This window comes from Limosilactobacillus secaliphilus (assembly GCF_001437055.1).
Lineage (GTDB): Bacteria > Bacillota > Bacilli > Lactobacillales > Lactobacillaceae > Limosilactobacillus > Limosilactobacillus secaliphilus.
Genome location: NZ_JQBW01000004.1, coordinates 234,750 through 255,579 on the forward strand (window position 1 = coordinate 234,750; position 20,830 = coordinate 255,579).

General features: G+C 48.0%; 17 protein-coding genes. All 17 read right to left on the reverse strand.

Annotated elements, in window-relative coordinates:
* Positions 1-22: 22 nt before the first annotated feature.
* Positions 23-2,791: an NlpC/P60 family protein gene (locus tag IV45_RS01155; protein WP_083487220.1), complete on the reverse strand. Its 2,769-nt coding sequence runs from the start codon at positions 2,789-2,791 to the stop codon at positions 23-25.
* Positions 2,792-2,998: 207 nt separating this feature from the next.
* Positions 2,999-5,527, reverse strand: coding sequence for a C39 family peptidase (locus IV45_RS07925; protein ID WP_235807646.1), 2,529 nt, complete (start codon positions 5,525-5,527; stop codon positions 2,999-3,001).
* A gap of 301 nt (positions 5,528-5,828) precedes the next feature.
* On the reverse strand, positions 5,829-6,521 hold the full coding sequence (gene rplA, locus IV45_RS01165) for a 50S ribosomal protein L1 (protein ID WP_057739821.1): 693 nt from the start codon (positions 6,519-6,521) through the stop codon (positions 5,829-5,831).
* 92 nt (positions 6,522-6,613) lie between these two features.
* A complete protein-coding gene (gene rplK, locus IV45_RS01170; RefSeq protein ID WP_057739823.1) occupies positions 6,614-7,039 on the reverse strand; it encodes a 50S ribosomal protein L11 in 426 nt (141 codons plus the stop codon).
* A gap of 119 nt (positions 7,040-7,158) precedes the next feature.
* Complete coding sequence (gene nusG, locus IV45_RS01175; RefSeq protein WP_057739834.1) at positions 7,159-7,707, reverse strand: transcription termination/antitermination protein NusG; 549 nt, start codon at positions 7,705-7,707, stop codon at positions 7,159-7,161.
* A 104-nt stretch (positions 7,708-7,811) separates the two neighbouring features.
* On the reverse strand, positions 7,812-7,991 hold the full coding sequence (secE, locus tag IV45_RS01180; protein WP_057739836.1) for a preprotein translocase subunit SecE: 180 nt from the start codon (positions 7,989-7,991) through the stop codon (positions 7,812-7,814).
* 12 nt (positions 7,992-8,003) lie between these two features.
* Positions 8,004-8,150 carry a 50S ribosomal protein L33 gene (gene rpmG / locus IV45_RS07735; protein WP_083487221.1) on the reverse strand — a complete coding sequence of 49 codons (147 nt, stop codon included), beginning with the start codon at positions 8,148-8,150 and terminating at the stop codon, positions 8,004-8,006.
* A 104-nt stretch (positions 8,151-8,254) separates the two neighbouring features.
* Positions 8,255-8,827 (reverse strand): RNA polymerase sigma factor, encoded by a 573-nt coding sequence (locus tag IV45_RS07740; RefSeq protein WP_083487222.1) that lies wholly within the window; start codon positions 8,825-8,827, stop codon positions 8,255-8,257.
* Between the two features lie 333 nt (positions 8,828-9,160).
* On the reverse strand, positions 9,161-9,910 hold the full coding sequence (gene rlmB, locus IV45_RS01190) for a 23S rRNA (guanosine(2251)-2'-O)-methyltransferase RlmB (RefSeq protein WP_057739840.1): 750 nt from the start codon (positions 9,908-9,910) through the stop codon (positions 9,161-9,163).
* Positions 9,900-10,313, reverse strand: coding sequence for a Mini-ribonuclease 3 (locus tag IV45_RS01195; protein ID WP_057739842.1), 414 nt, complete (start codon positions 10,311-10,313; stop codon positions 9,900-9,902). The genes rlmB and IV45_RS01195 overlap by 11 nt, the downstream gene beginning before the upstream one ends.
* Position 10,314: 1 nt before the next feature.
* The gene (cysS, locus tag IV45_RS01200) at positions 10,315-11,724 is read right to left on the reverse strand and encodes a cysteine--tRNA ligase (protein WP_057739844.1); all 1,410 of its coding nucleotides are present in this window, start codon (positions 11,722-11,724) and stop codon (positions 10,315-10,317) included.
* Between the two features lie 387 nt (positions 11,725-12,111).
* The gene (locus tag IV45_RS01205; protein ID WP_057739846.1) at positions 12,112-13,641 is read right to left on the reverse strand and encodes a sialate O-acetylesterase; all 1,530 of its coding nucleotides are present in this window, start codon (positions 13,639-13,641) and stop codon (positions 12,112-12,114) included.
* Positions 13,642-13,710: 69 nt separating this feature from the next.
* Complete coding sequence (locus IV45_RS01210; RefSeq protein ID WP_162257105.1) at positions 13,711-15,093, reverse strand: glycoside-pentoside-hexuronide (GPH):cation symporter; 1,383 nt, start codon at positions 15,091-15,093, stop codon at positions 13,711-13,713.
* 196 nt (positions 15,094-15,289) lie between these two features.
* Complete coding sequence (locus IV45_RS01215) at positions 15,290-16,210, reverse strand: AraC family transcriptional regulator (protein WP_057739850.1); 921 nt, start codon at positions 16,208-16,210, stop codon at positions 15,290-15,292.
* A gap of 187 nt (positions 16,211-16,397) precedes the next feature.
* On the reverse strand, positions 16,398-17,060 hold the full coding sequence (gene pgmB / locus IV45_RS01220; RefSeq protein WP_057739852.1) for a beta-phosphoglucomutase: 663 nt from the start codon (positions 17,058-17,060) through the stop codon (positions 16,398-16,400).
* Positions 17,061-17,081: 21 nt separating this feature from the next.
* A complete protein-coding gene (locus IV45_RS01225) occupies positions 17,082-19,334 on the reverse strand; it encodes a glycoside hydrolase family 65 protein (protein WP_057739854.1) in 2,253 nt (750 codons plus the stop codon).
* A 55-nt stretch (positions 19,335-19,389) separates the two neighbouring features.
* On the reverse strand, positions 19,390-20,736 hold the full coding sequence (locus tag IV45_RS01230; protein WP_057739855.1) for an SLC45 family MFS transporter: 1,347 nt from the start codon (positions 20,734-20,736) through the stop codon (positions 19,390-19,392).
* Positions 20,737-20,830: the final 94 nt, after the last annotated feature.

A 20,830-nucleotide genomic window follows, 5' to 3' on the forward strand; every position in this document is an offset into this window, starting at 1 on the left:
GCTCTTTTTATTCAATTATTGATTAGGCAAATACCCGCCGAATTCCGGCAACAACTGGGTGCTGCCAGTTAACAATTGGGTTGATGCCAACATATGGCGGCCAGCTATCAAGGATCTGGTCATTGCCTAAGTAAATACCAACGTGAATAATCGTCTGCGTGCCTGGTTCGTAGTAGAAGACCAAGTCACCACGCTGACGGTCGCCCCAAGCAATGTTCATGAAGTGCGGATCATTGAAGAGGTTCCGTGAATTCCATTCGTTGCCTGGGAAACCATGGTAAATGGAGCTGCATGACGTCGGGTTGATTCCACCAGCGTAGAGGGCCTGCATTACCAATCCAGAACAATCAACCCCGTAAGCCGGTGATGAGGAACAGCCTTCGAGCCATGGCTTGCCAATGTACTTGGCCGCCTGGTTGATCATGGCTTCGATGTGGGCTGCCCGTCCTTGACCAGCACCGGCGCCCAGCGGAGCAATGTAGCTGTCAATCGACGTCCATTGATCGGCCGGGAGACCCAGTGCTACCCAGGTTGCCTGGTCAACCCAGCCAGTTGCCGGTAAGCCATGAGCCCGTTGTACAGCCATTACCCGGTAGCCATCATCGACGGTGTAGTGGTAGCCGCCAGTACCGAGCCGACCCTTGACTAATTGCACCTTAATGCCTTCGTAACCAGGGCCGATGTTGTGGCCAACCGGACCACTTGGCTGAATTTGGGTGTAGTTGATCTGGTACATCCAGCTTGGGTTTTGGTAAGCATTCAAGTAGCGGTTGAAAATCCAGTTGTCGGAATTGTTTCCTTCACCATTAGGAGCATCGCTGTAACGGCTGATTACTTGGAAAGCGTCATGGTTGTTGCCAACGTTAAAGGTGACGTCAAAACGCGCCTTGTTGGCACCGAGCACGTTGCCGTATGGGCCAAGCAAATCCGGACTGGCATTGCCAGCGACTTCTTGCCGACCAATCTCTGTGTTGCGGGATAAGTCGTAGAGGATGATGAAGTGGTGCTTGTAAGGCAAGGACATGTCATCAACGTGCCAGCCGGCTACATGAACCGTGCCGCCGTTTTGGCTGAAGTCGTCCAGCCAAGCGACATTGTTGTTCAAATTAACCGTCTTGTCGTTGTACCAGTAGTCAACGTAATGGCCGTAATCATTGATGTCCTTGGAGTCACTATACCGGCTGACCAGAACAAATTGGTCACCAGCCATTGCGGGCGTAATCTTGAAGGTTGCACTGAACCGAGAATCCGCAGCGTTGGCAATGTTGCCGTAACCGTGGTTAGCAACATCCGCACTCGCCGTGTTTTGCACAATCTGCCGAGCAACTTCATGGTTAGTCGTCCGATCAAAGAGGATCAAGAAGTGGGTTGGCAAAATCTGTTCGGCGTCATCTGCGTGCCAGCCGCTGAAGTAGATGGTGTCGTTGGCCCCGTTGACGATGGCATTGTCGAGGTAGCCGGCACGATTGTTGTAAGGGGTGACCGACTTGTCATTAAACCAGTAATTCGCGTACTGGCCAGCGTTGTTTTGTCCAGCCTTGGTACTGTAACGGCTGATCACGATCAACTGGTGACCGGCCATTGCGGGCGTAATCTTGAAGCTGGTGCTGAAACGACAGTGGCTTGCATTGTTGATGTTGCCAAAGCCGTGCGTAGCCACATCCATGCTTGGGTTATTGGTGACTTGCTGACGCGCAACTTCACGGTTAGCGGTCTTGTCAAACAAGATCAGGTAGTGGTTAGGATAGATGGCCGTGTCGTCATCCGCGTGCCAGCCTGAAACCAAGAGCGAATCACCAGCAACCTGGAAGGTATCCAGGTAGCCCGCACGATTGTTATTGAGTTTCAAGCTCTTGTTGTACCAGTAGTCGGAATAATTGCTGTTACCATCCTTAGAAGCTGTGTAACGGCTCAGGACCACTAATTGGTCGCCCATCATTTCCGGGGTGACATCGAAAGCCACACTAAAGCGGGCCTTTGCGGCGTTGGCAACCGTTGCATAACCAGCCTTTGGCAAATCAGCGCTCGCCGTGTTTTCCACCAATTGACGGGCAACTTCATGACCCTTGGTTTGGTCAAACAGGATGATGTAATGGTTTGGCATTCCGGCTGCTCGATCGTCGACATGCCAGCCAGAGGCGATGATCTTATTGCCGCTGACATAGAAGTTGTCCAGGTAACCAGCCTTGGTCGTAATTACCGGGAACCAGTAATCAGCTCCGTTGGCGGAAGGTTCACCGTTGGCCTTTGTCGTGTAACGTGAAACCAGACGCAGTGATTGGGCGCTATTCAACTCGGAAGCTGGAACATCCACACTGAAACCACCCTGGCCTGAGATTGGCGCCTTTGGGTAGACTTTCTGCACATCAGGACGGTTAACCTCGGTCACCTGAGAACGGTATAACTCATGATTGTTACTCCCATCCAAAACAATGACATAGTGGTTCATGCCCGTTTGGTAATGGTTAGTCGCATGCCAACCGTTAAACTTAACGGCGTTGTTGTCAGCATCCACGCTGGCGCCGTCCAAGTGGCCATCGTTGACCTGTGTGCCATAGTCAACCGTTCTAGCTGGCTGTTGAGCGGCTTGGTGCGTATTTGCTGCTGCCTGCGAAGTGCTATCGCCGTTTTGCACATTGGCGGTCAATGCCGTTTGATAGTCAGTAGTAGTATCCGCATGAGCAAACGTATTAGTTACTGCAAGGCCGGCCGTCAAGGCAACCACGGTAATCGCCATGGTGCACCAGGTCTTGCCTGCCTTGAATAGTTTGTAATGCTTTTTTGCATCCATGAATTCTACTCCTCCTTAATCGGATGAAAAACAAATTTCAAACATTCTTATTAAACCACATACATGATAAATAGCAATGCTTTGCGGCATATCCCTCCACGTATTTCTGCTGTTTGACAAGCAATCATTGGCGAATTTAAAAGTCAGTCAACATAAAAAAGCGGATTAGCGACTGAATGGTCCTAATCCGCTTATTAATATATTCATTTAGTAACTAATTGCCCGTTGACGGTCAGCATTCCAGTGTGAGTAGAATTCGCCGTAGGACATGGCTTCCTTGCGCCCAGTCCATGGGTTGTTGTAAGTGAAGCCGTTAGCATCGTAACCAGTCAAGGCAATGGCGTGGTTGACGAAGCCGTTCATGTTGGCCATCCAAGTAACGACCAGGTGACCATTCAAGAGGTGTTGCTGGATGTTCTGCAGGGATGTCCCGGTCAGAATGTCGCTGTGGCCGACGTAATGGTTGACCACTGGTGCAATCCCGGTTGGGAAAATCCACCAGCCGCTGTAGCTGAATGGGTTGCCGACAAAGCCGTAGTCACCATTGCTGCTTCTTGGCATCTCGTTGGCTAATTGAATCTTGTTGACATTGTAGCCAGCGTAACGCAGCATCATTGTAACAGCAGTGATTTCACAGCCGGTTGGCAGTTCCGGCAGTTGGCAAATGACTTCAGCGTTGTTGTAGACCCCGACAATGTTGCCCATTGGCCCATAGTAAAGAGTCTTAGCACCAACGGTTTGGGCGCCAGAGTTAATTGAGACGTCACCAGAATAGAAGTCGGAGTAGTGACCGTTACCATTCTTATCGTCAGTAAAGCGGTGAATGATGCGGACCACCTTGTGCTGCATGCTGGCTGGCAGACCGAATGCCAGTTGATAACCGCTAGCACCGCTATTCAGGATGTACGGGTAGACATTGTGGACATCCGGACGGGAACGATTGATATCTAAGACCTGCTGGCGGTACAATTCGTGACCGTTTTGATCAAGGAAAATCAACCACTGGTAAGGCTGGTTTTTAGACGTGTTGCTGGCGTGCCAGCCGCCCACGTAAATGCTGTTGCTATTGACATCGATACGATCGAATGAACCGGCGTTGGTGGCAAAGGTCCCACTGTATTGGTCGTCGTAATTGCCATTCCCGTTTTCGTCATCGGAGAAACGCAATAGGATCTGCATGGTCCCATCAAGCTGGGCCGGGTCGAACTGGATTAAGGTGTCAAAACCACTGAGCTTGCTATTGTAAATGCTTGGATAAGCCTTGGCCACATCATCACGTTCGGTCAACTCAACGCGTTGTCGTGCCAGTTCACGGCCGTTGTTCATCACAAAAATGTAAGCATATGGGTGGTCTAAGGCGTAATCACTAGCCAACCAACCATGCACCTTCAACCCTTTATCGGTCATTTCGGAGCCGTCGATGTAGAAGGCGTGCTGATTCAACACTTTTGGTCCAAACCAGTAATCGGTGTATTGACCGTTACCGCCATTACCCTGATCACTCGTTGAGTAGCGACTGACAACCGAGTATGAGTGGCCGCCTGCCAGGTGCAGGTTGGAGAGGTCAAAGACGCCCTTAAAGCCGGACTTCCCAGCAACCGTGATTGACGGGAAAGCCTTAGCAACGTCAGGTCGGTCAATACTCGTCGCCTTGACCACCCCAGCCTGCTGCTTGGCCGTATTGTCGTAAATAATCAGAAAGTGGTTGTTTTCGAACTTGGCAATATCGTTGGCGTGCCAACCGCTGACGACCAGCTGATCACCATTGAAATTAAAACCATCCAGGTAACCTTGGTTAGCGAAGTTGCCATTGGTGATTGGGGCAAAGTAGTAATCAACATAATCACTATTGCCGTCTTTAGCGCCACTGTAACGACTCAACACCTGCAATTGGTGGCTGAAATCGAAGCGGCCGGCATTGAACTTAACGTCGAAACCGGATTGCGCGGCCTTATCAACGGAAGGATAAACCTTTGCCACGTCCGGCCGTGAGACATCGGTGACCAATTGACGAGCGACTTCCCTGCCCGTTGTCCGGTCCAGCACAATGATGAAACGGTAAGGCTTGTCGGCGGCCGCGTTCGTTGCGTGCCAGCCAGTCAATTCCAGCTGACCGTCTTTAACACCTGCGCCATCCAAGTGAGCATAGTTATTCTTGTCTACAGTGATTGGAGCAAACCAGTAATCCACACTGTTACCGTTGCCCAGCGGGTCTGACGTGTAACGGCTGATGAGACGGATCGTATCGGTGTGGGCAAGCGCCTGATTGAGATTAAAGGTGACGTTAAAGCCAGACTGAGCGGCACCGTAGACATTATGTGCCCGCTGAACATCCGGACGGTCAACGGCATCCTTAGTAATGTTTTGCCGGCTGATCTCACGGTTGTTGGTTTGATCATAGGCAATTATGTAGTGATAAGGACGCCCCTTTGCATCATTGGTGGCGTGCCAGCCACTGGCCACCAGCTGTCCCTGATCGTTGAGCTTGGCTGAATCTAAGTTGGCATAGTTACCGTGATCGTTTTGGTCATAGGCCGTTGCCTGTTGACGATCAGCAGTCGTTGCCAGATTAACTCTAGCATTCGCTGCAGCATTTTGCTGGTTATTCAATGCCGTATTAGCATTTCTGTAGACCGTTTCAATTTGTGCATCGGTCGGCTTAGCGCTCGTAGTGTCGAGCTGATTAGCAGAAGCCTGTCCCTGCATCAGCAAGAGGGCACTACCACAGACCGTCACAATTGGCAAAATCTTACTTTTAAAGTTGTTAAGTTTAATAATGATATTTCCCCTCCAAATATCAATTTATACCGATTGATTGATAACAATAATAAAGATATACGTACTCGGAGCAGAATGCAAACCATATTTTCACAGTGCAACCTATTCTAATTGGGAACCATTAAGCCATCTATGACCCGGATTCACCGGATCTACGTTACTCCCTAATTTTGGCAAAAAAATACCTCCAGGTGGCTGACCCGCTCTGGAGGTTTAAGAATATAAAAAAGAGCCGCACAAGTGCAGCCCTTTTTATTTATTAAAGAGTATCAACATCTAACGTTACGGATGGGCCGAACGTTGAAGCAATGGATACATGCTTGATGTAAGTACCCTTAACGGATGCTGGACGAGCCTTAATGATCGTGTCAGCAACAGCCTTCAAGTTTTCAACCAGCTTGTCGGTGTCGAAGGAAACCTTGCCGAGCAGAACGGCAACGTTACCATCACGGTCAGTCCGGTAAGTTACTTGACCAGCCTTGGCGTCAGAAACAGCCTTGGCAACGTTCATCGTAACCGTGCCAGTCTTTGGGTTTGGCATCAAGCCCTTAGGACCCAATACCCGACCTAAACGACCAACTTGTGGCATCATGTCTGGCGTAGCAATTGCCACGTCAAAGTCCAGCCAGCCGTCTTGGATCTTTTCAACTAAGTCCTGGTCACCAACAAAGTCAGCACCGGCATCCTTAGCTGCTTGGGCGTTGTCACCCTTAGCAAATACAATCACAGTCTGGTCTTTACCAGAACCGTTTGGCAGAACCATTGCACCACGTAATTGTTGGTCGGCCTGCTTAGTATCTACGTTTAAGTTGAATGCAACTTCGACACTGGAGTCAAAGTTTGCAAAATCGATATCTTTTACTAATTGAACTGCGTCGTTGGCAGCGTACTTCTTCTTGCTGTCAACTTTCTTAAGCGCATCTTGGTACTTCTTACCACGATTTTTAGCCATCTTGTGTTTTCCTCCTTGCAAATGTGGTCTAACGGAGTCTATACCTCCCACGGGAAGCCACTATTTTCATCGTGACTTCGGACTGCTAATAACTAGTCTTCAACAGTGAAGCCCATGCTACGAGCAGTACCTTCGATCATGCGCATAGCTGCTTCAACGTCAGCTGCGTTTAGATCTTGCATCTTAGTTTCGGCGATCTGCTTAACTTGGTCTTTGGTAACCTTAGCAACCTTCTTAGTGTTAGGTTCGCCGGAACCATGTTCAACACCAGCGGCTTTCTTCAGTAAGACGGCAGCAGGCGGCGTCTTGGTAACGAAGTCGAATGAACGGTCTTCGTAAACAGTGATGACAACTGGGATCAGCATACCCTTCTGATCTGCAGTCCGTGCGTTGAACTCCTTAGTGAAGCCCATAATGTTAATACCTGCTTGCCCAAGTGCAGGACCTACAGGTGGAGCTGGTGTAGCTGCACCGGCAGGAATTTGCAACTTGACAACGTTTGCTACTTTCTTAGCCACGAGACAAAACCTCCTTAGTCCGTGTTGTGGTAATGATGGGGCATTGAGATTTACCCCTCCCACAGTATGTGGATAGCATACCTTATTATGCTATCACACTGCGTCTACATAAACAAGAATTAATCGTTAACCGTGTCAATCTGATCAAAGACCAATTCAGCAGTCGTTTGCCGGCCGAACATTTCCAGTTCAACCTTGAGCTTCATCTTTTCATGATCGACGTCGATGACCTTACCAGTCAGATCAGCGAAAGCACCGGCAATGATCTTGACATGGTCGCCAACAGAAACGTTGATGTCGGTCCGGGCAACATCCATGCCCATCCGCTTCATGATGCGGTCAACTTCTTCTGGCAGCAATGGAGTTGGCTTGGAACCACCACCATGTGAACCCAAGAAGCCAGTGACACCAGGCGTGTTCCGGGCAATGTACCAAGCTTGGTCGGTCATGACCATTTCAACTAAGACATAGCCAGGGAAAGTCTTTTCTTCAACTTCCTTAGCCTGACCGTCCTTGACCTGACGAACCGTCTCTTCCGGCACAATTACCCGAAAGATGTAGTCCTGCATTCCCATTGACTGGGCCCGGGATTCCAGGTTGCTCTTAACCCGGTTTTCATAGCCAGAATAAGTGTGCAGAACGTACCAACGTTTTTCTTTTGATTCCACGATGCTTCTCCTTTTTAACCTAAATTTGCGTAAACAAAAAAACCTCGCACGAGACGAAGTTTTCACCAGACATATTGTATCAGAAATTAAGGTCGACGCCAACATTATTTAACGAATGCCAGCATCCCATGTTGGATAATCCAGTCAATCAGTGCAAAGAAAATGACGAAGAAGATAGTCAACGAGATAACGATTGACGTATCACGACGGTTTTCCTTAGCGGTTGGCCAAACTACCCGATGCATTTCAGTCTTAACGCTCTTTAAAAAACTAAAAAGATGCATAACTATCCTCCATTAACGGGTTTCACGATGTAACGTGTACATTTTGCAGTGTTTGCAAAACTTGCGGATTTCGAGGCGTTTATCGCCACGCGGAGCAGGAACGGTATAATTACGGGCACCGCACTTGCTGCATTCCAGGCCGACTTTTTTCGTAGCCATTATACCACTCCCCTCTGTATTACCTATTTACATTAGCATCTTTCAGAAACTAAAACAACTCCCCACCACTGACAGGCAGTGATAGGGAGCCGTGCAAACAAATGTTAAGTTAATTCCAAAGCAAACTTTTTCTTAGCCCTCTCAAGCGCACTCCGGATACTGCGAAGATTACACCCCAGTTTATTAGCTACTTCGTCGATCGCAAAACCTTGATTGATTTCAACGAAGGTCTCCCACTCAAGATTCGAGCAATCATTTCTAAAGCGATAATAGCACTGACGAAACTCAGCCACTTCATCGGGGCCTAAATGATGATCAATTGCTACCGTTTCAACATGCACATCAGTCAACGGCTCAATGCAATTGGCTGGCACCCGTTTCTTAGCCGCTTGCTGGCGATATAGGTCACGGATCCGGTTCATCAGAGCTTGTCTAAAGTAACAGCAGAAATGACCCTGCTGCCCCGAATAATTGCAGGCCACCCGATATAAAACTAATGCCGCTTCCTGTTGCCAGTCATCTAAGGAAGTGCTGGTTAAATGAAACTGGTACCAAACTTTACAAATCAATGGACGGTAACGATTAAAAAGAATCATAAAGTACATCGAATCATTTGCTCGAACTTGCGTGATTAAAGCTGTTTCCGAAGCCACTTCTGAATTCGTATAGTAATTCATTTTTAGCTTATAAATAAAAACTTCAAAAAATCAGCTATAACTTCGAAGTTATTTATAACTGCAAAGAGGCCTCCTCGCTTGAAAACTGATGCATCAGTCATCGCACTGCCCCAGCGATATGGCAGAAGGAAAAACAGGATTAAGTGTACCCATTTTATGCAACCTTCCCCGGCAAATTCAATCGCTGTTGTCGGCTTCAGTCACATAGCCTCTTTGCAATTGTTAAGATAGCAGCTTTTAATTGCACTTGCAAGCGCTTAAATGACTATTAAATTGCCGATAAATAAAAGAATAGATCCGCAGGCAGACCTATTCTTACGAAAAATATTTTACTTACTTCAAAGGATGACGCGAGTTAAAGCCTTGATAGATTAATAAACTGGCAGCCACACTCGCGTTCAAACTTTGCACGTGACCAACCATTGGAATCGTCAGCATCTCATCACAGGTCTTCTTCAATAGAGAAGAGATACCCTTGCCTTCGTTGCCGATGACGACACACACCGGCCCTTTGGCATCCCAGTGACGGTAGTCGGTGCCCTTCATGTCGGTACCGAACAGCCACATGCCGCGTTCCTTCAGCTCCTTGGCGACTTGGACCAGGTTGGTCACTCTGGCTACCGGAACGTGTTCAATCGCACCAGCAGCAGTCTTGGCCACCACACTGGTCAAACCGACAGACCGGCGCTTGGGAATAATGATGCCGTGAACACCGGCAGCATCCGCCGTCCGCATGATCGAACCTAAGTTGTGCGGGTCGGCCAGTTCATCCAGGATCAGGAAGAATGGTGCCTCACCCTTAGCTGCCGCCCGGTCGAACAAGTCGTCAATCGTGGCGTAATGATAGGCCGCCACGGCTAAAGCGACCCCTTGGTGGTTACCGTGGTCACTCAACTGATCGAGCTTGGTCTTGGGCACGTTGGAAATGACCAGCCGCCGTTGTTTGGCCAGCTTGATAATCTCGGAAATGGCATCCGTCTTCAAACCCTTTTGGATGAACACCTTGTTGATTTCCTGATCGGATTTCAGTGCTGCCACCGCGGGATGACGCCCAATGATAAAATCATTTTCCTCAGTCTTCATGTTCAATCCGCCCCCGATCTACTTGTTCAATGCACCAATTGCTCAGCTCGTCCAGCCGTTTGTCCTGCCCTGACAGCTTCAGATAGCCAAAGAGGGCCTCAAAGCCGGTTGACATCCGGTAAGTCAAGACGGACGTGTGCTTGGCATGGGTATAGCTGTTGGCATTGCGGCCGCGCTTGAAATACGACCACTCTTCATCGTTTAAAATGCCGTCTTCTTCCATCAGATCGATCAGGGCCGCCTGTGCTTTGGCCGAAACGTAATGGGTGGCCTTCTTCTGCAACCGGTTTGGCTTGCTCATGCCCAGTGACAGCAGGTAGGTGCGGATATAAACCTCATAGACTGCATCGCCCAGGTAAGCCAAAGCGATCCCATTCAATTGCTCATAGTCTGCTTGTGCCATCTTATTCCTTCCTGTAACGCGTACCCTGTGGCGTATCTTCAATGATGATGCCTTGCTTCTTCAGGTCATCACGGATCTTGTCACTCAGGGCAAAGTTCTTTTCTGCCCGGGCAGCGTCACGCTTGGCAATCAATTCTTTGATCTGGTCATCGTCAATCTGCGTATGTGCGCTCAACTTAACCCCGAAAATGCTCAACAGGGTTTGCAACAGTTGTTGAATCCCCTTGATGGCATCTGCGTGGACCGTTTCGTTGTCCAGGTAGTTGTTAGCGTACTTAACCAGTTCATAAACCACGGCGATCCCGTTCTGCACGTTGATGTCGTCATCCATGACTTCCGTAAACTTCTGCTTGAAGTCGGCCAACTGCTTTTCAACAGCTGGGTCAGTGCCCTCTGCGGCATCCTGCAGCCGGTAAGCCAGGTTGTCATAAGTATTCTGGATGTGGCTCAGGTTGTTTTGTGCGTCGGTCAGGTTGTCCTGGCTGTACTGGATTGGCCGCCGGTATTGGGTCGTCGCCATGAAGAAGCGCAGCACCTGTGGATCCACCTTCTTCAAGATTTCGTGGACCGTGATGAAGTTGTGCAAAGACTTGCTCATCTTTTCATTGTCCTTGCCGATCGTCACGAAGCCATTGTGCATCCAGTAGTTGACGAACTTCTTGCCCGTCGCTGCTTCTGACTGGGCGATTTCATTTTCATGGTGCGGAAATTCCAAGTCCTGGCCACCGGCATGGATGTCAATCGTGTCAGCCAGATACTTGGTTGACATGACTGAGCATTCAATGTGCCAGCCGGGACGGCCTTCACCCCATGGGGACTGCCAATGGATTTCGCCCGGCTTGGCTGCCTTCCATAAAGCAAAGTCGATCGGGTCTTCCTTCTTGTCAACCTCATCCGCGGACACGTGCTGACTGGCACCCGTTTCCAGGTCGTCGATGAATTGACCGGACAGTTCACCGTAGTCCTTGAACTTGCGGGCCCGGTAGTAGACATCGCCATCGACTTCGTAAGCATAGCCGCGATCAATCAGCCGTTGAACAAAATCAATGATCGCTGGAATTTCATGCGTCGGCCGCGGGTGCATGGTAGCCGGTTCAATGTTCAATGCCGTCGTATCTTCCATGAATGCCTTGATGAACTTATCTGCCAGTTGCGGAACTGTGATCTTCTCCGCAGCGGCTTCCTTAATCATCTTGTCATCGACATCCGTGAAGTTCGAAACGTAATTAACCTTGTAACCCTTGAATTCTAGATAACGCCGGACAGTATCGAAAGCGACCGCGCTCCGGGCATTACCGATGTGGATATAGTTATAAACAGTGGGCCCGCAGACGTACATGTTGACGACCCCTTCATGGATTGGATGAAAGGCTTCTTTTTTGCGAGTCAGAGTATTATAAATTGTTAACATAATTAGCTCCTTCTGATCACAGATTTTAGTAATATCTTAACACAAACCGGCTATTTCCAGGAGTTTCTCGGCACTTGTCAAGTCTTAACGCTTTGGTCACACTTTCTTCATACTTTCTTGTTAGGATATAAAGCGTAGTAGTAATCCGCTACTACTTCTAACCAAAACCGAATTATTTTTCTATTACTCCTCCCAATAGTAACCGAAAAATATTCCTACAAAATCTTCCCCAAAGATTTAGCAGGCTGTGTCTCCCAATACACAGCCTGTTTTTATTTACCTAATCAAAAAGCCCTCCAAGTAGCAGATGAATTTTCGCTTTCATCTGTATACTTAGAGGGTTTTATCGCCTAATTAGACAGATATTCAATTGTCTTTGTCATTTCATCAGAGGTTCAACTTAAACGGGCTGACTGGGACCCCATTTTCGTTAAACATCCTTGCTTCGCTATACGGAGCAAACTGATAGGCAACCTTAACTGGCATGGAAGAAACATCGTCTTTCAAGCTCAGCAACAGACGGTTGTCAAAGGCCTTCACACTATAGTCAACCGTTTCCGTACCCGCAGTCACAACCAATGACTGCTTCAATGCGGACTTCAAGGCCAGCGAACTGCTCTCACTGAAACTAATTTCAATTTCTTGACCATTGCGGTGATAAGCAGTTACCAGCGGTGCGCCCTCGTGCTTGTTGAAGCCATAGATCTTGTCAAAGGCCAGCATCGCAAAGCGGTGACCGGCAGTCCGCTTGTTCTTTGGGTGAATATCATACTTCATCCCTGCGTCCATCACATTAGTCATATAAACCTTTGGCATAGTTTCCGTGACTAACTGTTGCTTCTCACGTACATATGGGAAGTAGGTGCCATAGAAGACGCCGAACCAGTGATAGAATGGGGCAATCTGCATTTGCAGAACCGGGAATGTGGTATTCCAGCGTGCCCGCCAATCGTTAATCATGGTGGTTAACAATGTGTCATAAACTTCAGCATGAGCATCATCGGATTCACCTTGGTACCAAAGCATTGCCTTAAAGGTGTAGCCGATAATCTTCGTGACCATTGTGTCGAATAAGCCATGCGGCCGGTTTTCGGATTCAGGACCCATCACATAGTCGACGAACAGTTCGTGGTGTTCCTTATAAGCCTTGCACAGGTCATCGTGGCTGACATTGCCCATCAATACATTATCCCAGAATGGTCCGTTCTCTGGGTTTTTACTCTGTTCTGCCACCATGCGCAAGAACTTTTCATACTCGCCTTTCGGACGGTCGCGGAGCAGCTTTTCGTAACTGTCGATATAGGTCTTCTTCAGGATCGGGTTCTTCATCAAGGCTTCCTTAGACGTCCAGCTGGAAGCCGTCGTGCCGTCATAAGCCATCCATACAAGACCAATCGGCATCTTAATTCTTTGTGCTAATTCGATTGCAAAGTAGAAACCAGCGGCAGAAAACTGTTCAGCCGTTTGATCATTCAAAGCTTGCCACTTGCCACGGTCACCATAAAGCGGGTCCTTTGGTGAATTGAGTTTTACTTTTGGTACTTCGTAATAAGAAATCTGCTTTGGAATTAAGGACAAAACCTTCTTTGGATTAGTGTGGTAATCATGATCATACCGCAGCAATAGGTTCATGTTGGATTGCCCGGCCAGCAGATAAACTTCACCAACGCTGACATGTTGAACCTTTACCTGTTCACTACTAGTGGAAGCAGTCAGCGTCAAGTCAGTTGCCGGAGTGTGCGGGTCTAAATCAACGGCAAACTTACCTTCATTATCAGCCGTCGTTTCTGACGGAGTGCCGGTTGATAACTGAACCGTGACTTGTTCATTAGGATCAGCCGTCCCCCAAACTTTAACTTTTTGATCATGCTGTAAAACCATACCATCTTGAAAAATATCAGCTAATTGAATTGACATTATCAACACTCCTTTTCGTTAAATTCGGACAAAATAAGCGGGAAGTCGCTACTCCCCGCCAATTTCTAACTAAGCATTCTTCTTTGAACGGTCGTTGATTTCAGCCGTGATCTTAGCTAAGCGTTCATCGGTTAATGGGTAAAGCAGGACACAAATGATTGTGATAACAACCAGTACAGCTGGGATCGTGCACATAACGGTCTTAATACCGCCCATTGCAGTGGCTGTTTGAACTGCCAACTTAGCGGAGAAACCGGTGGCTGACAATACATATCCTGGTACCACACCACCAAGGGCCATCCCGAAGGTCAGCATGAAACTGATAACCGCCGTTAAGACACCATTCAGACGCCGACCGGTTACCCATTCGGAATAAGTGATGACTTCAGGAACCAATGCCCAGATGAAACCAGTGGCAACCAACATACCACAGGACTTGATCAATTGACCAACCATCATCAGGGCAGTGTTGTGAGCATTACCGAAGTACAGAATGCCTAAACCAATAATTTCGATAATGAAGAAGATTACCAGCATTCCACGCTTACCAAACCACTTCTTGAATAATGGGAACATTGGGATCAGAACGAATGATGGTAATGAGCCTAACAAGTTGAACCATTTCAGCATGTTTGGCTGGTTCATGTTATAAGTTACAAAGTATGAACTGGTGGAGTTAACAATGGATTGCATACCAAAACTCAAAATGAAGATCAAAGCCAAAATAACTAAGGCCTTGTTAGTCTTGAATTCGGTGAACAAGTCACTGATCTTGACGGAATCCTTTTCCTTGGAACTCAAAACGTAACGTTCATGAATAACCTTAACTGAGTAGAAGAAGCACAGGCAGCCAATGATTGAATACAAAGCCATGGTTGCAAGCCAACCAATTTGTGACTGTGGACCAGAGTAAGAACCGGAAATCTTAGTTACTAACAGCGGTACACCGAAAGATACACACATACCAGCAACGTTTGCGGCAAAGTCAGAATAGGAAGTCAGACTAGTAATCTGGTCACTGTTTCTCGTCATTGCAGCCGGCAGCGATGAGGTTGGCAGACTAACAACGATATAAGCCAAGGACATTGCAACGTAGGTCACGTAAGCATAAATGATCTTGCCCATTGCGGATAAGCTTGGTGAATAGAAACAAAGGATTGATAAAACGGTAAATGGAATGGCACCAAAGAAGAGCCATTGCAGATACTTACCACGTTTACCAGCCTTCATCTTATCAACCATCACACCCCACACTGGGTTAGCGACAGCATCGATAATCCGGACAACTAAGAACATCGTAGCTGCCACGGCGGCATTCAAGCCAAAGACATTGGTGTAGAAAAATAGCAAATAGGTCGAAATCGTTTGATAGATAATATTGCAAGCAAAATAACCAGTACTAATACCAAGTTTTTCAGGTAACTTAATATTTTCCCGAGGTGCGTTTTCCAAAATAGTCATTCCTCTCCAAATAATTGCTGAATAAACACTGATAAGTTAGTTGTTATATCAGATAAATAGGTGTCTTATTTCCTATTCGTTTTTAATTGTATCCGCTTTCCTAGTACTAAAAAAGATCATAAATCGACCATTATGTGTCAATTCATGACCTTTATGTGGGTTTGGTTGGTATATTAAACTATCTTAGCTATTCAAAATAGCCTGTTCGATCCTTTGAGTAAACATGGCGTTGATATTTGACCCGCTTACGATACTCTGTCGGTGTCATCCCCGACCATTTCTTGAATTGCTTGCTAAAAATTGAACGGTTGGCTGCTCCAACTAGATAGGCAACTTGTTCAATTGAGTTGCCAGAGTACTCTAACAGCCGCTGTGCTTTTTGATACTTTTCCCGATTGATAAAGCGTAAGGGGGTGACCCCATAAACCTTCTTGAATACACGATGTCCATAGCCATTGCTCAAATGTAAGCTTGAACAAATATCCGCGAACGTAAACGCAGGGTCATTGTTTCGACTATTGACCCGATCCTGAATGGCCAATGCGATGTCTCGTGCCGTTTTGGCTTCCTTATCTGAAAATGGGAGCTGTTGAGTACCCCTTCCCGGCGTGATTTGATCAGTAATTGCGTCTAATTGCTGCAAATATTGGAGCAGAATGATCTCGATCTCTGCGCGTACCCTGAACTGGCTTTGCTGCTTTTTATCGCGGCACAAATCAACAATCCGGGTCAGTGCTGCCCGGGATTTTTCTGCCAGAATCGAGTGGGCTGGGATCAGACGGTTGGTCAAGCTGCTGATGATTCGTGACCTTAACAAGACATTTTCAAAATCAAAATGCAAGCACATGTAGGTCAATGGGCGCTCCTTACTTGCATTCTTATTGGTATGCAATGTCCCTGGTGCAATCAATACCGCATCACCGGCGTTTAAAGTCAGCGGAAGTTGGTGACGAATGTTAGTTATCTGACTGCCATCAAGAATGACCATCAACTCTAAAACTTGGTGGCTCTGTTCAAAAAAGGACCACCCGCCGCTAACCGTATGCTGGTGACCGCCGAACATATATAGACCAGATTTAATCGTTGGAATCGATATAAATTCCTGCATCTTACCATCCCTCGCTTTACAAGGCCTTATTATACGTCCGTTCCCATAAAAATATGACGATTTTGATGCCACCTCTTCTGCAGAAAAAAGGCAAGACACCGCGCAATGCGGTGTCTTGCCTTTTGTAGATTTAATTAACGAAGGACTTAATTAGAGTGACATGCCAATTTGTTAAAAGACTTAGAAATTAACCAAGCTGTTCTTTGATAGCGGCCAATGAAACTTCACTGGTGTCGTTAAACTTAACATCCGCGTCCTTTAAGTCGGCGCCAATGCCGATGGAAACTTCGCCAGCGCCGTTGATGGACTGGATCCCTGCCTGAGCGTCTTCCAGACCAGCAACTTGATTTGCCGGCAGCTTCATCAATTTAGCGGCAGCACTGTAGATTTCCGGATCAGGCTTGCCATGCTTCAAGCTAGCCGGGTTAACGATGCCCTCAAAGTAGTCGGTAATCTGCAGATACTTCAAAACTTTCGGGGCGTTCTTGGAAGCTGATGCTAAGACCATGTGGTAACCCTTGGCTTTTAATTCATCCAGGAAGTCTTTCATCCCTGGCAGAATGTCGGCTGGCGTCAGCGTGGCAACCAGCTTCAGGTAGTTGTCGTTCTTTTCGCTGGCCAATGCCAGTTTTTGTTCATCGGTGTAGTCATTTTCGTGACCACCGGCCTTCAAGATCTTCTCCAGCGAATCCATCCGGCTCACACCCTTTAAGCCATCAGCCAGTTCAGGCGTCCACTTGGTACCGACCTTGTCAGCTAATTGATGCCATGCTTGGCCATGAAAACGTGCCGTGTCGGCGATGACACCATCCAGATCAAAAGCAAATCCCTTTAAATCATCAAATTTCATTGCTAATACCTCCCACAAGTATTACTTCAATTCAACTTTCTTGCCATTCAGGTCGATGGTGAGTGGATCACCAGAGACTAAGTCAATCTGGGTCCCATTCTGGTCAACCTTGACCTTCAGAATCCGGCCACGGAACATCTGACGGAATTGGTAAGAGTGCCACTTCTTCGGCAGGAATGGTGCGTAGTGCAATTCACCATTGCGTACCCGCATGCCAGCGAAGCCTTGAACAATGTCCAGCCAGCTACCAGTCATGGAAGTGATGTGCAGGCCGTCCGAGGTGTCGTTGTTGTAGTTGTCCAGGTCAAGCCGAGCGGACCGTTCATACAGTTCAACAGCCTTGTCTTCGTAGCCAATGTCTGAAGCAATGATGGAGTATACGGAGGCAGACAGGCTGGATTCGTGAACCGTGAATTGTTCGTAGAAGTCGAAGTTCTTCTTCTTTTCTTCCGGTGTGAAGTCGTCAATGAAGTCCCACAGACCTTGGATAACGTCACCCTGCTTGACGTATGGTGACCGCAAAATCTTATCCCATGACCAGTGTTGGTTCAGCGGCAGTTGGTCACTTGGAATTTCGGAAACCGGCGTCAGATCCTTGTCCAGGAAGCCGTCATTTTCAGGGAAGATGTCCTTTTGTGGGTCGTAAGGCAGGTACATGTTATCGGCAATGCCCTTCCAGCGGCGCTTTTCATCCTCTGAAACATTCAACTTCTTGGCAACGTCTGCGTCGACTTCACCCAGTACTTCCAGGGTGTAGTTCAAAGTCCACTTACATAAGAGGTTGGTGTACCAGTCGTTGTTAACGTTGTTGTCGTATTCGTCCGGGCCGGTAACCCCATGCAGCATGTACTTGTTCTGCCGTTGTGAGTAGTGAACACGATCTGCCCAGAAACGAGAAATTTCGGTCAATACCTTAGCGCCTTCGTGCAGAACGTAGGACTTGTCGCCGGTGTACTTGGTGTACATGTAAATGGCAAAGGCAATGTCGCCATTCCGGTGGATTTCTTCAAAGGTGATTTCCCATTCGTTGTGGCATTCGATCCCATTGAAGGTCACCATCGGGAACAGGGCCCCCTTCAGACCTTGTTCCTTTGCGTTGACGTAGGCGCCATCCAGTTGCTTGTAACGGTACATCAAGAGGTTGCGGGCAACTTCAGGGTTGGCAACCCCTAAGTAAACGGGGATGCAGTAAGCTTCGGTGTCCCAGTAAGTAGCACCACCGTACTTCTCGCCAGTGAAGCCCTTTGGTGAAATGTTCAAGCGGTAATCTTCGCCATAGTAAGTGGAGAAGAGCTGGAACAGGTTGAAACGAATCCCTTGTTGGGCACCCTCATCACCATCAATTTGTACATCGGACTTGGCCCAGCGGTTGGCCCATTCCTTGACGTGCGGTGCCAGCAGGTCGTCAAAACTCTGTGAATCAAGCTGGTCGCTCAATTCATCCAGGTGCTTCTCAATGGCTGCTTCTGAATCGAAGTCCCGTGAAGTAACAACCACGGTCCGCTTTTCGAAGTTGATCTCCTGACCTTGTGCCACAGTGCCGGCAAAGCTGTTGTAGGCATCCTTTTCGTCGGTACCGTCACCCGTGTGGTCTAAGTCCGTCTTCGTGGTCGTCTGCATGCCTACCGTGAACTGTGGGGTGCCAAAGTCGTTCTTCTTCGTTTCGGACGTCAATTCGGCGTGTTCACCCTTGGCACTCTTATTCAGGACCATCCAGAACTGTTCATCGTAGTTGGCGTCTTCGTTGTACACGTCCGCGTCAATCATGCTGGTGATTTCAACCTTCGCGTCACCATTGCCCAGGTTCTTGACGTGCAGGCGTTGACCAACCAATTCCTTCTGCACGGCGGAAACAAAGCGTTCGAAGGAGAAGTGCATTTCGGTGCCGCCGATTTCAACGCTGAATTCACGGGTTAAGACGCCCCGCTTCATATCCAGATCCAGCTTGAAGTTCTTTGGTGTCTGCTTAGCCAGGTCCAGTTGTTCGCCGTTGACCTTGATGACTAACTTCAGGAAGTTGACGGCATTGATCATCTTACCGAAGTACTTCGGATAACCATTCTTCCACCAACCAACACGGGTCTTGTCAGGGAACCAAACCCCGCCAAGGTAAACACCCTGCATGTGGTCGCCGGTATAACCTTCTTCAAAGAAGCCCCGCATACCAAGGTTTTCGTTGGCTAAGCTGGTCATTGATTCCTGCAGGCGCTTGTCTTCAGGAGACCATTTAGTAGTCGCAACATGCCATGGAGCAATATCAAATGTTTGTTTCATTGTCTGAATCCTCTCTTCTGATGAATGTAAAGTGACTGATCAATTCTCTAAATAACTATTTGACGTATGTTTCGTGAATTGCACTAACCGATAATCCGGCCAAGACCATGATGATGCCGGCAAAGATAAACATGTGCGCCTGTGAGTGACCCAGCAGTGGGAACAGGGAAAAACTCAACAGTGAAGCCACAATCTGTGGGAAACAGATGGAACCGTTGAACAAGCCCAGATAAGTCCCCATGTGTTTGCCAGACAAGGCGTTGGTAACAATCGTTAATGGGTAAGTGTTCATCGCAGCCCAGGCAATGCCGACCAGGATGAAGGAAAATACCAAGGCGCTTTGACTGTGGATGAAGAACACGGACAAGAAGCCGATCGCACCCAACAGCAGGCTGCCGGCATATCCCAGCTTGTGGTCCTTGTTTGGCACCTTAGCCAAAACGTATGACCAGACAACGGCGGCGATTGATTGAACGGCGGCTAACACACCGTACCAGTTACCAGCGGCTTGATAACCCGCACTGCTGGCGTTGGTCGTGCCCCAAACGTTGTTGGCAATCGCACCCACGGAGTAAGTCCACAGGTATTGGAAGGCAAACCAGCAGAAGAATTGGACCAAGGTAACCGTCCAGAAGGCCTTTGGTGCGTGCCGCAGCAGCGTGAACCAGTTGCCGCCTTCCTTATTATCTTGTTCCGAAATGCCGTGATACTTAGCGTAAGTTGCTGGATCGTATTCATGAACACGCAACACAGTAAATAAACTCGTAATAACCAACAGTGCCGCGCCAACGTAGAAGGAAATGACCACTGATTGCGGAACGACCCCCTTCTTATCGGTGTTTGGCACCCCAAACATTGTCAATAAGAACGGAAAGACAGCGGCCAGAACCGCACCGGTGTTGGAAAGGAAACTTTGAATCCCGTATGCATAACTTTTCTGGTCGTCATTGACCATGTCGCCCACCATCATCTTGAATGGCTGCATGGCAACGTTTGAAGACAAGTCCAGAAAGGCAACGGTGATGGCACCAAACCACAGGGCGGCCAATGATCCATAACCGAAGCCAAAACTACCAGAGTTCGGCAACAAGAGCATGACGATCACGGCCACAACCGTTCCTAACAGCAGGTAAGGAAGCCGCCGACCACCAAGCTTTGGTGCCCAGGTCCGGTCAGAATAGTAGCCAATGATTGGCTGCACGATCAAACCAGCCAGTGGTGGCAGGATAAAGAACCAGCCCAGGTTGTTCGGGTCAGCACCGATCGTTTGAAAGATCCGACTCATTTGCGAACTTTGTAAAGTAAACGCAGTCTGTACACCAAGAAAGCCAAAGTTGATCATCCAAATAAGACTTTTGGGCAGTATCGGTAATCCGGTACTCGTATCATTTTTTTGACTCATTCAATACACTCCTCTTTTGCGTTTGATGAAAGCGCTTTTACTTAACGCTATTAATATAGCAAACGTTTGCATTTTGTGCAACCGTTTGCACAAA

What these genes read in the sequence shown, in the direction of transcription:
- IV45_RS01155 (WP_083487220.1), bottom strand. Translation starts at nt 2,791, where the DNA reads ATGGATGCAAAAAAGCATTACAAACTATTCAAGGCAGGCAAGACCTGG.
- rplA (WP_057739821.1), bottom strand. Translation starts at nt 6,521, where the DNA reads ATGGCTAAAAATCGTGGTAAGAAGTACCAAGATGCGCTTAAGAAAGTT.
- secE (WP_057739836.1), bottom strand. Translation starts at nt 7,991, where the DNA reads ATGCATCTTTTTAGTTTTTTAAAGAGCGTTAAGACTGAAATGCATCGG.
- rpmG (WP_083487221.1), bottom strand. Translation starts at nt 8,150, where the DNA reads ATGGCTACGAAAAAAGTCGGCCTGGAATGCAGCAAGTGCGGTGCCCGT.
- IV45_RS07740 (WP_083487222.1), bottom strand. Translation starts at nt 8,827, where the DNA reads ATGAATTACTATACGAATTCAGAAGTGGCTTCGGAAACAGCTTTAATC.
- rlmB (WP_057739840.1), bottom strand. Translation starts at nt 9,910, where the DNA reads ATGAAGACTGAGGAAAATGATTTTATCATTGGGCGTCATCCCGCGGTG.
- IV45_RS01195 (WP_057739842.1), bottom strand. Translation starts at nt 10,313, where the DNA reads ATGGCACAAGCAGACTATGAGCAATTGAATGGGATCGCTTTGGCTTAC.
- cysS (WP_057739844.1), bottom strand. Translation starts at nt 11,724, where the DNA reads ATGTTAACAATTTATAATACTCTGACTCGCAAAAAAGAAGCCTTTCAT.
- IV45_RS01205 (WP_057739846.1), bottom strand. Translation starts at nt 13,641, where the DNA reads ATGTCAATTCAATTAGCTGATATTTTTCAAGATGGTATGGTTTTACAG.
- IV45_RS01215 (WP_057739850.1), bottom strand. Translation starts at nt 16,210, where the DNA reads ATGCAGGAATTTATATCGATTCCAACGATTAAATCTGGTCTATATATG.
- pgmB (WP_057739852.1), bottom strand. Translation starts at nt 17,060, where the DNA reads ATGAAATTTGATGATTTAAAGGGATTTGCTTTTGATCTGGATGGTGTC.
- IV45_RS01225 (WP_057739854.1), bottom strand. Translation starts at nt 19,334, where the DNA reads ATGAAACAAACATTTGATATTGCTCCATGGCATGTTGCGACTACTAAA.
- IV45_RS01230 (WP_057739855.1), bottom strand. Translation starts at nt 20,736, where the DNA reads ATGAGTCAAAAAAATGATACGAGTACCGGATTACCGATACTGCCCAAA.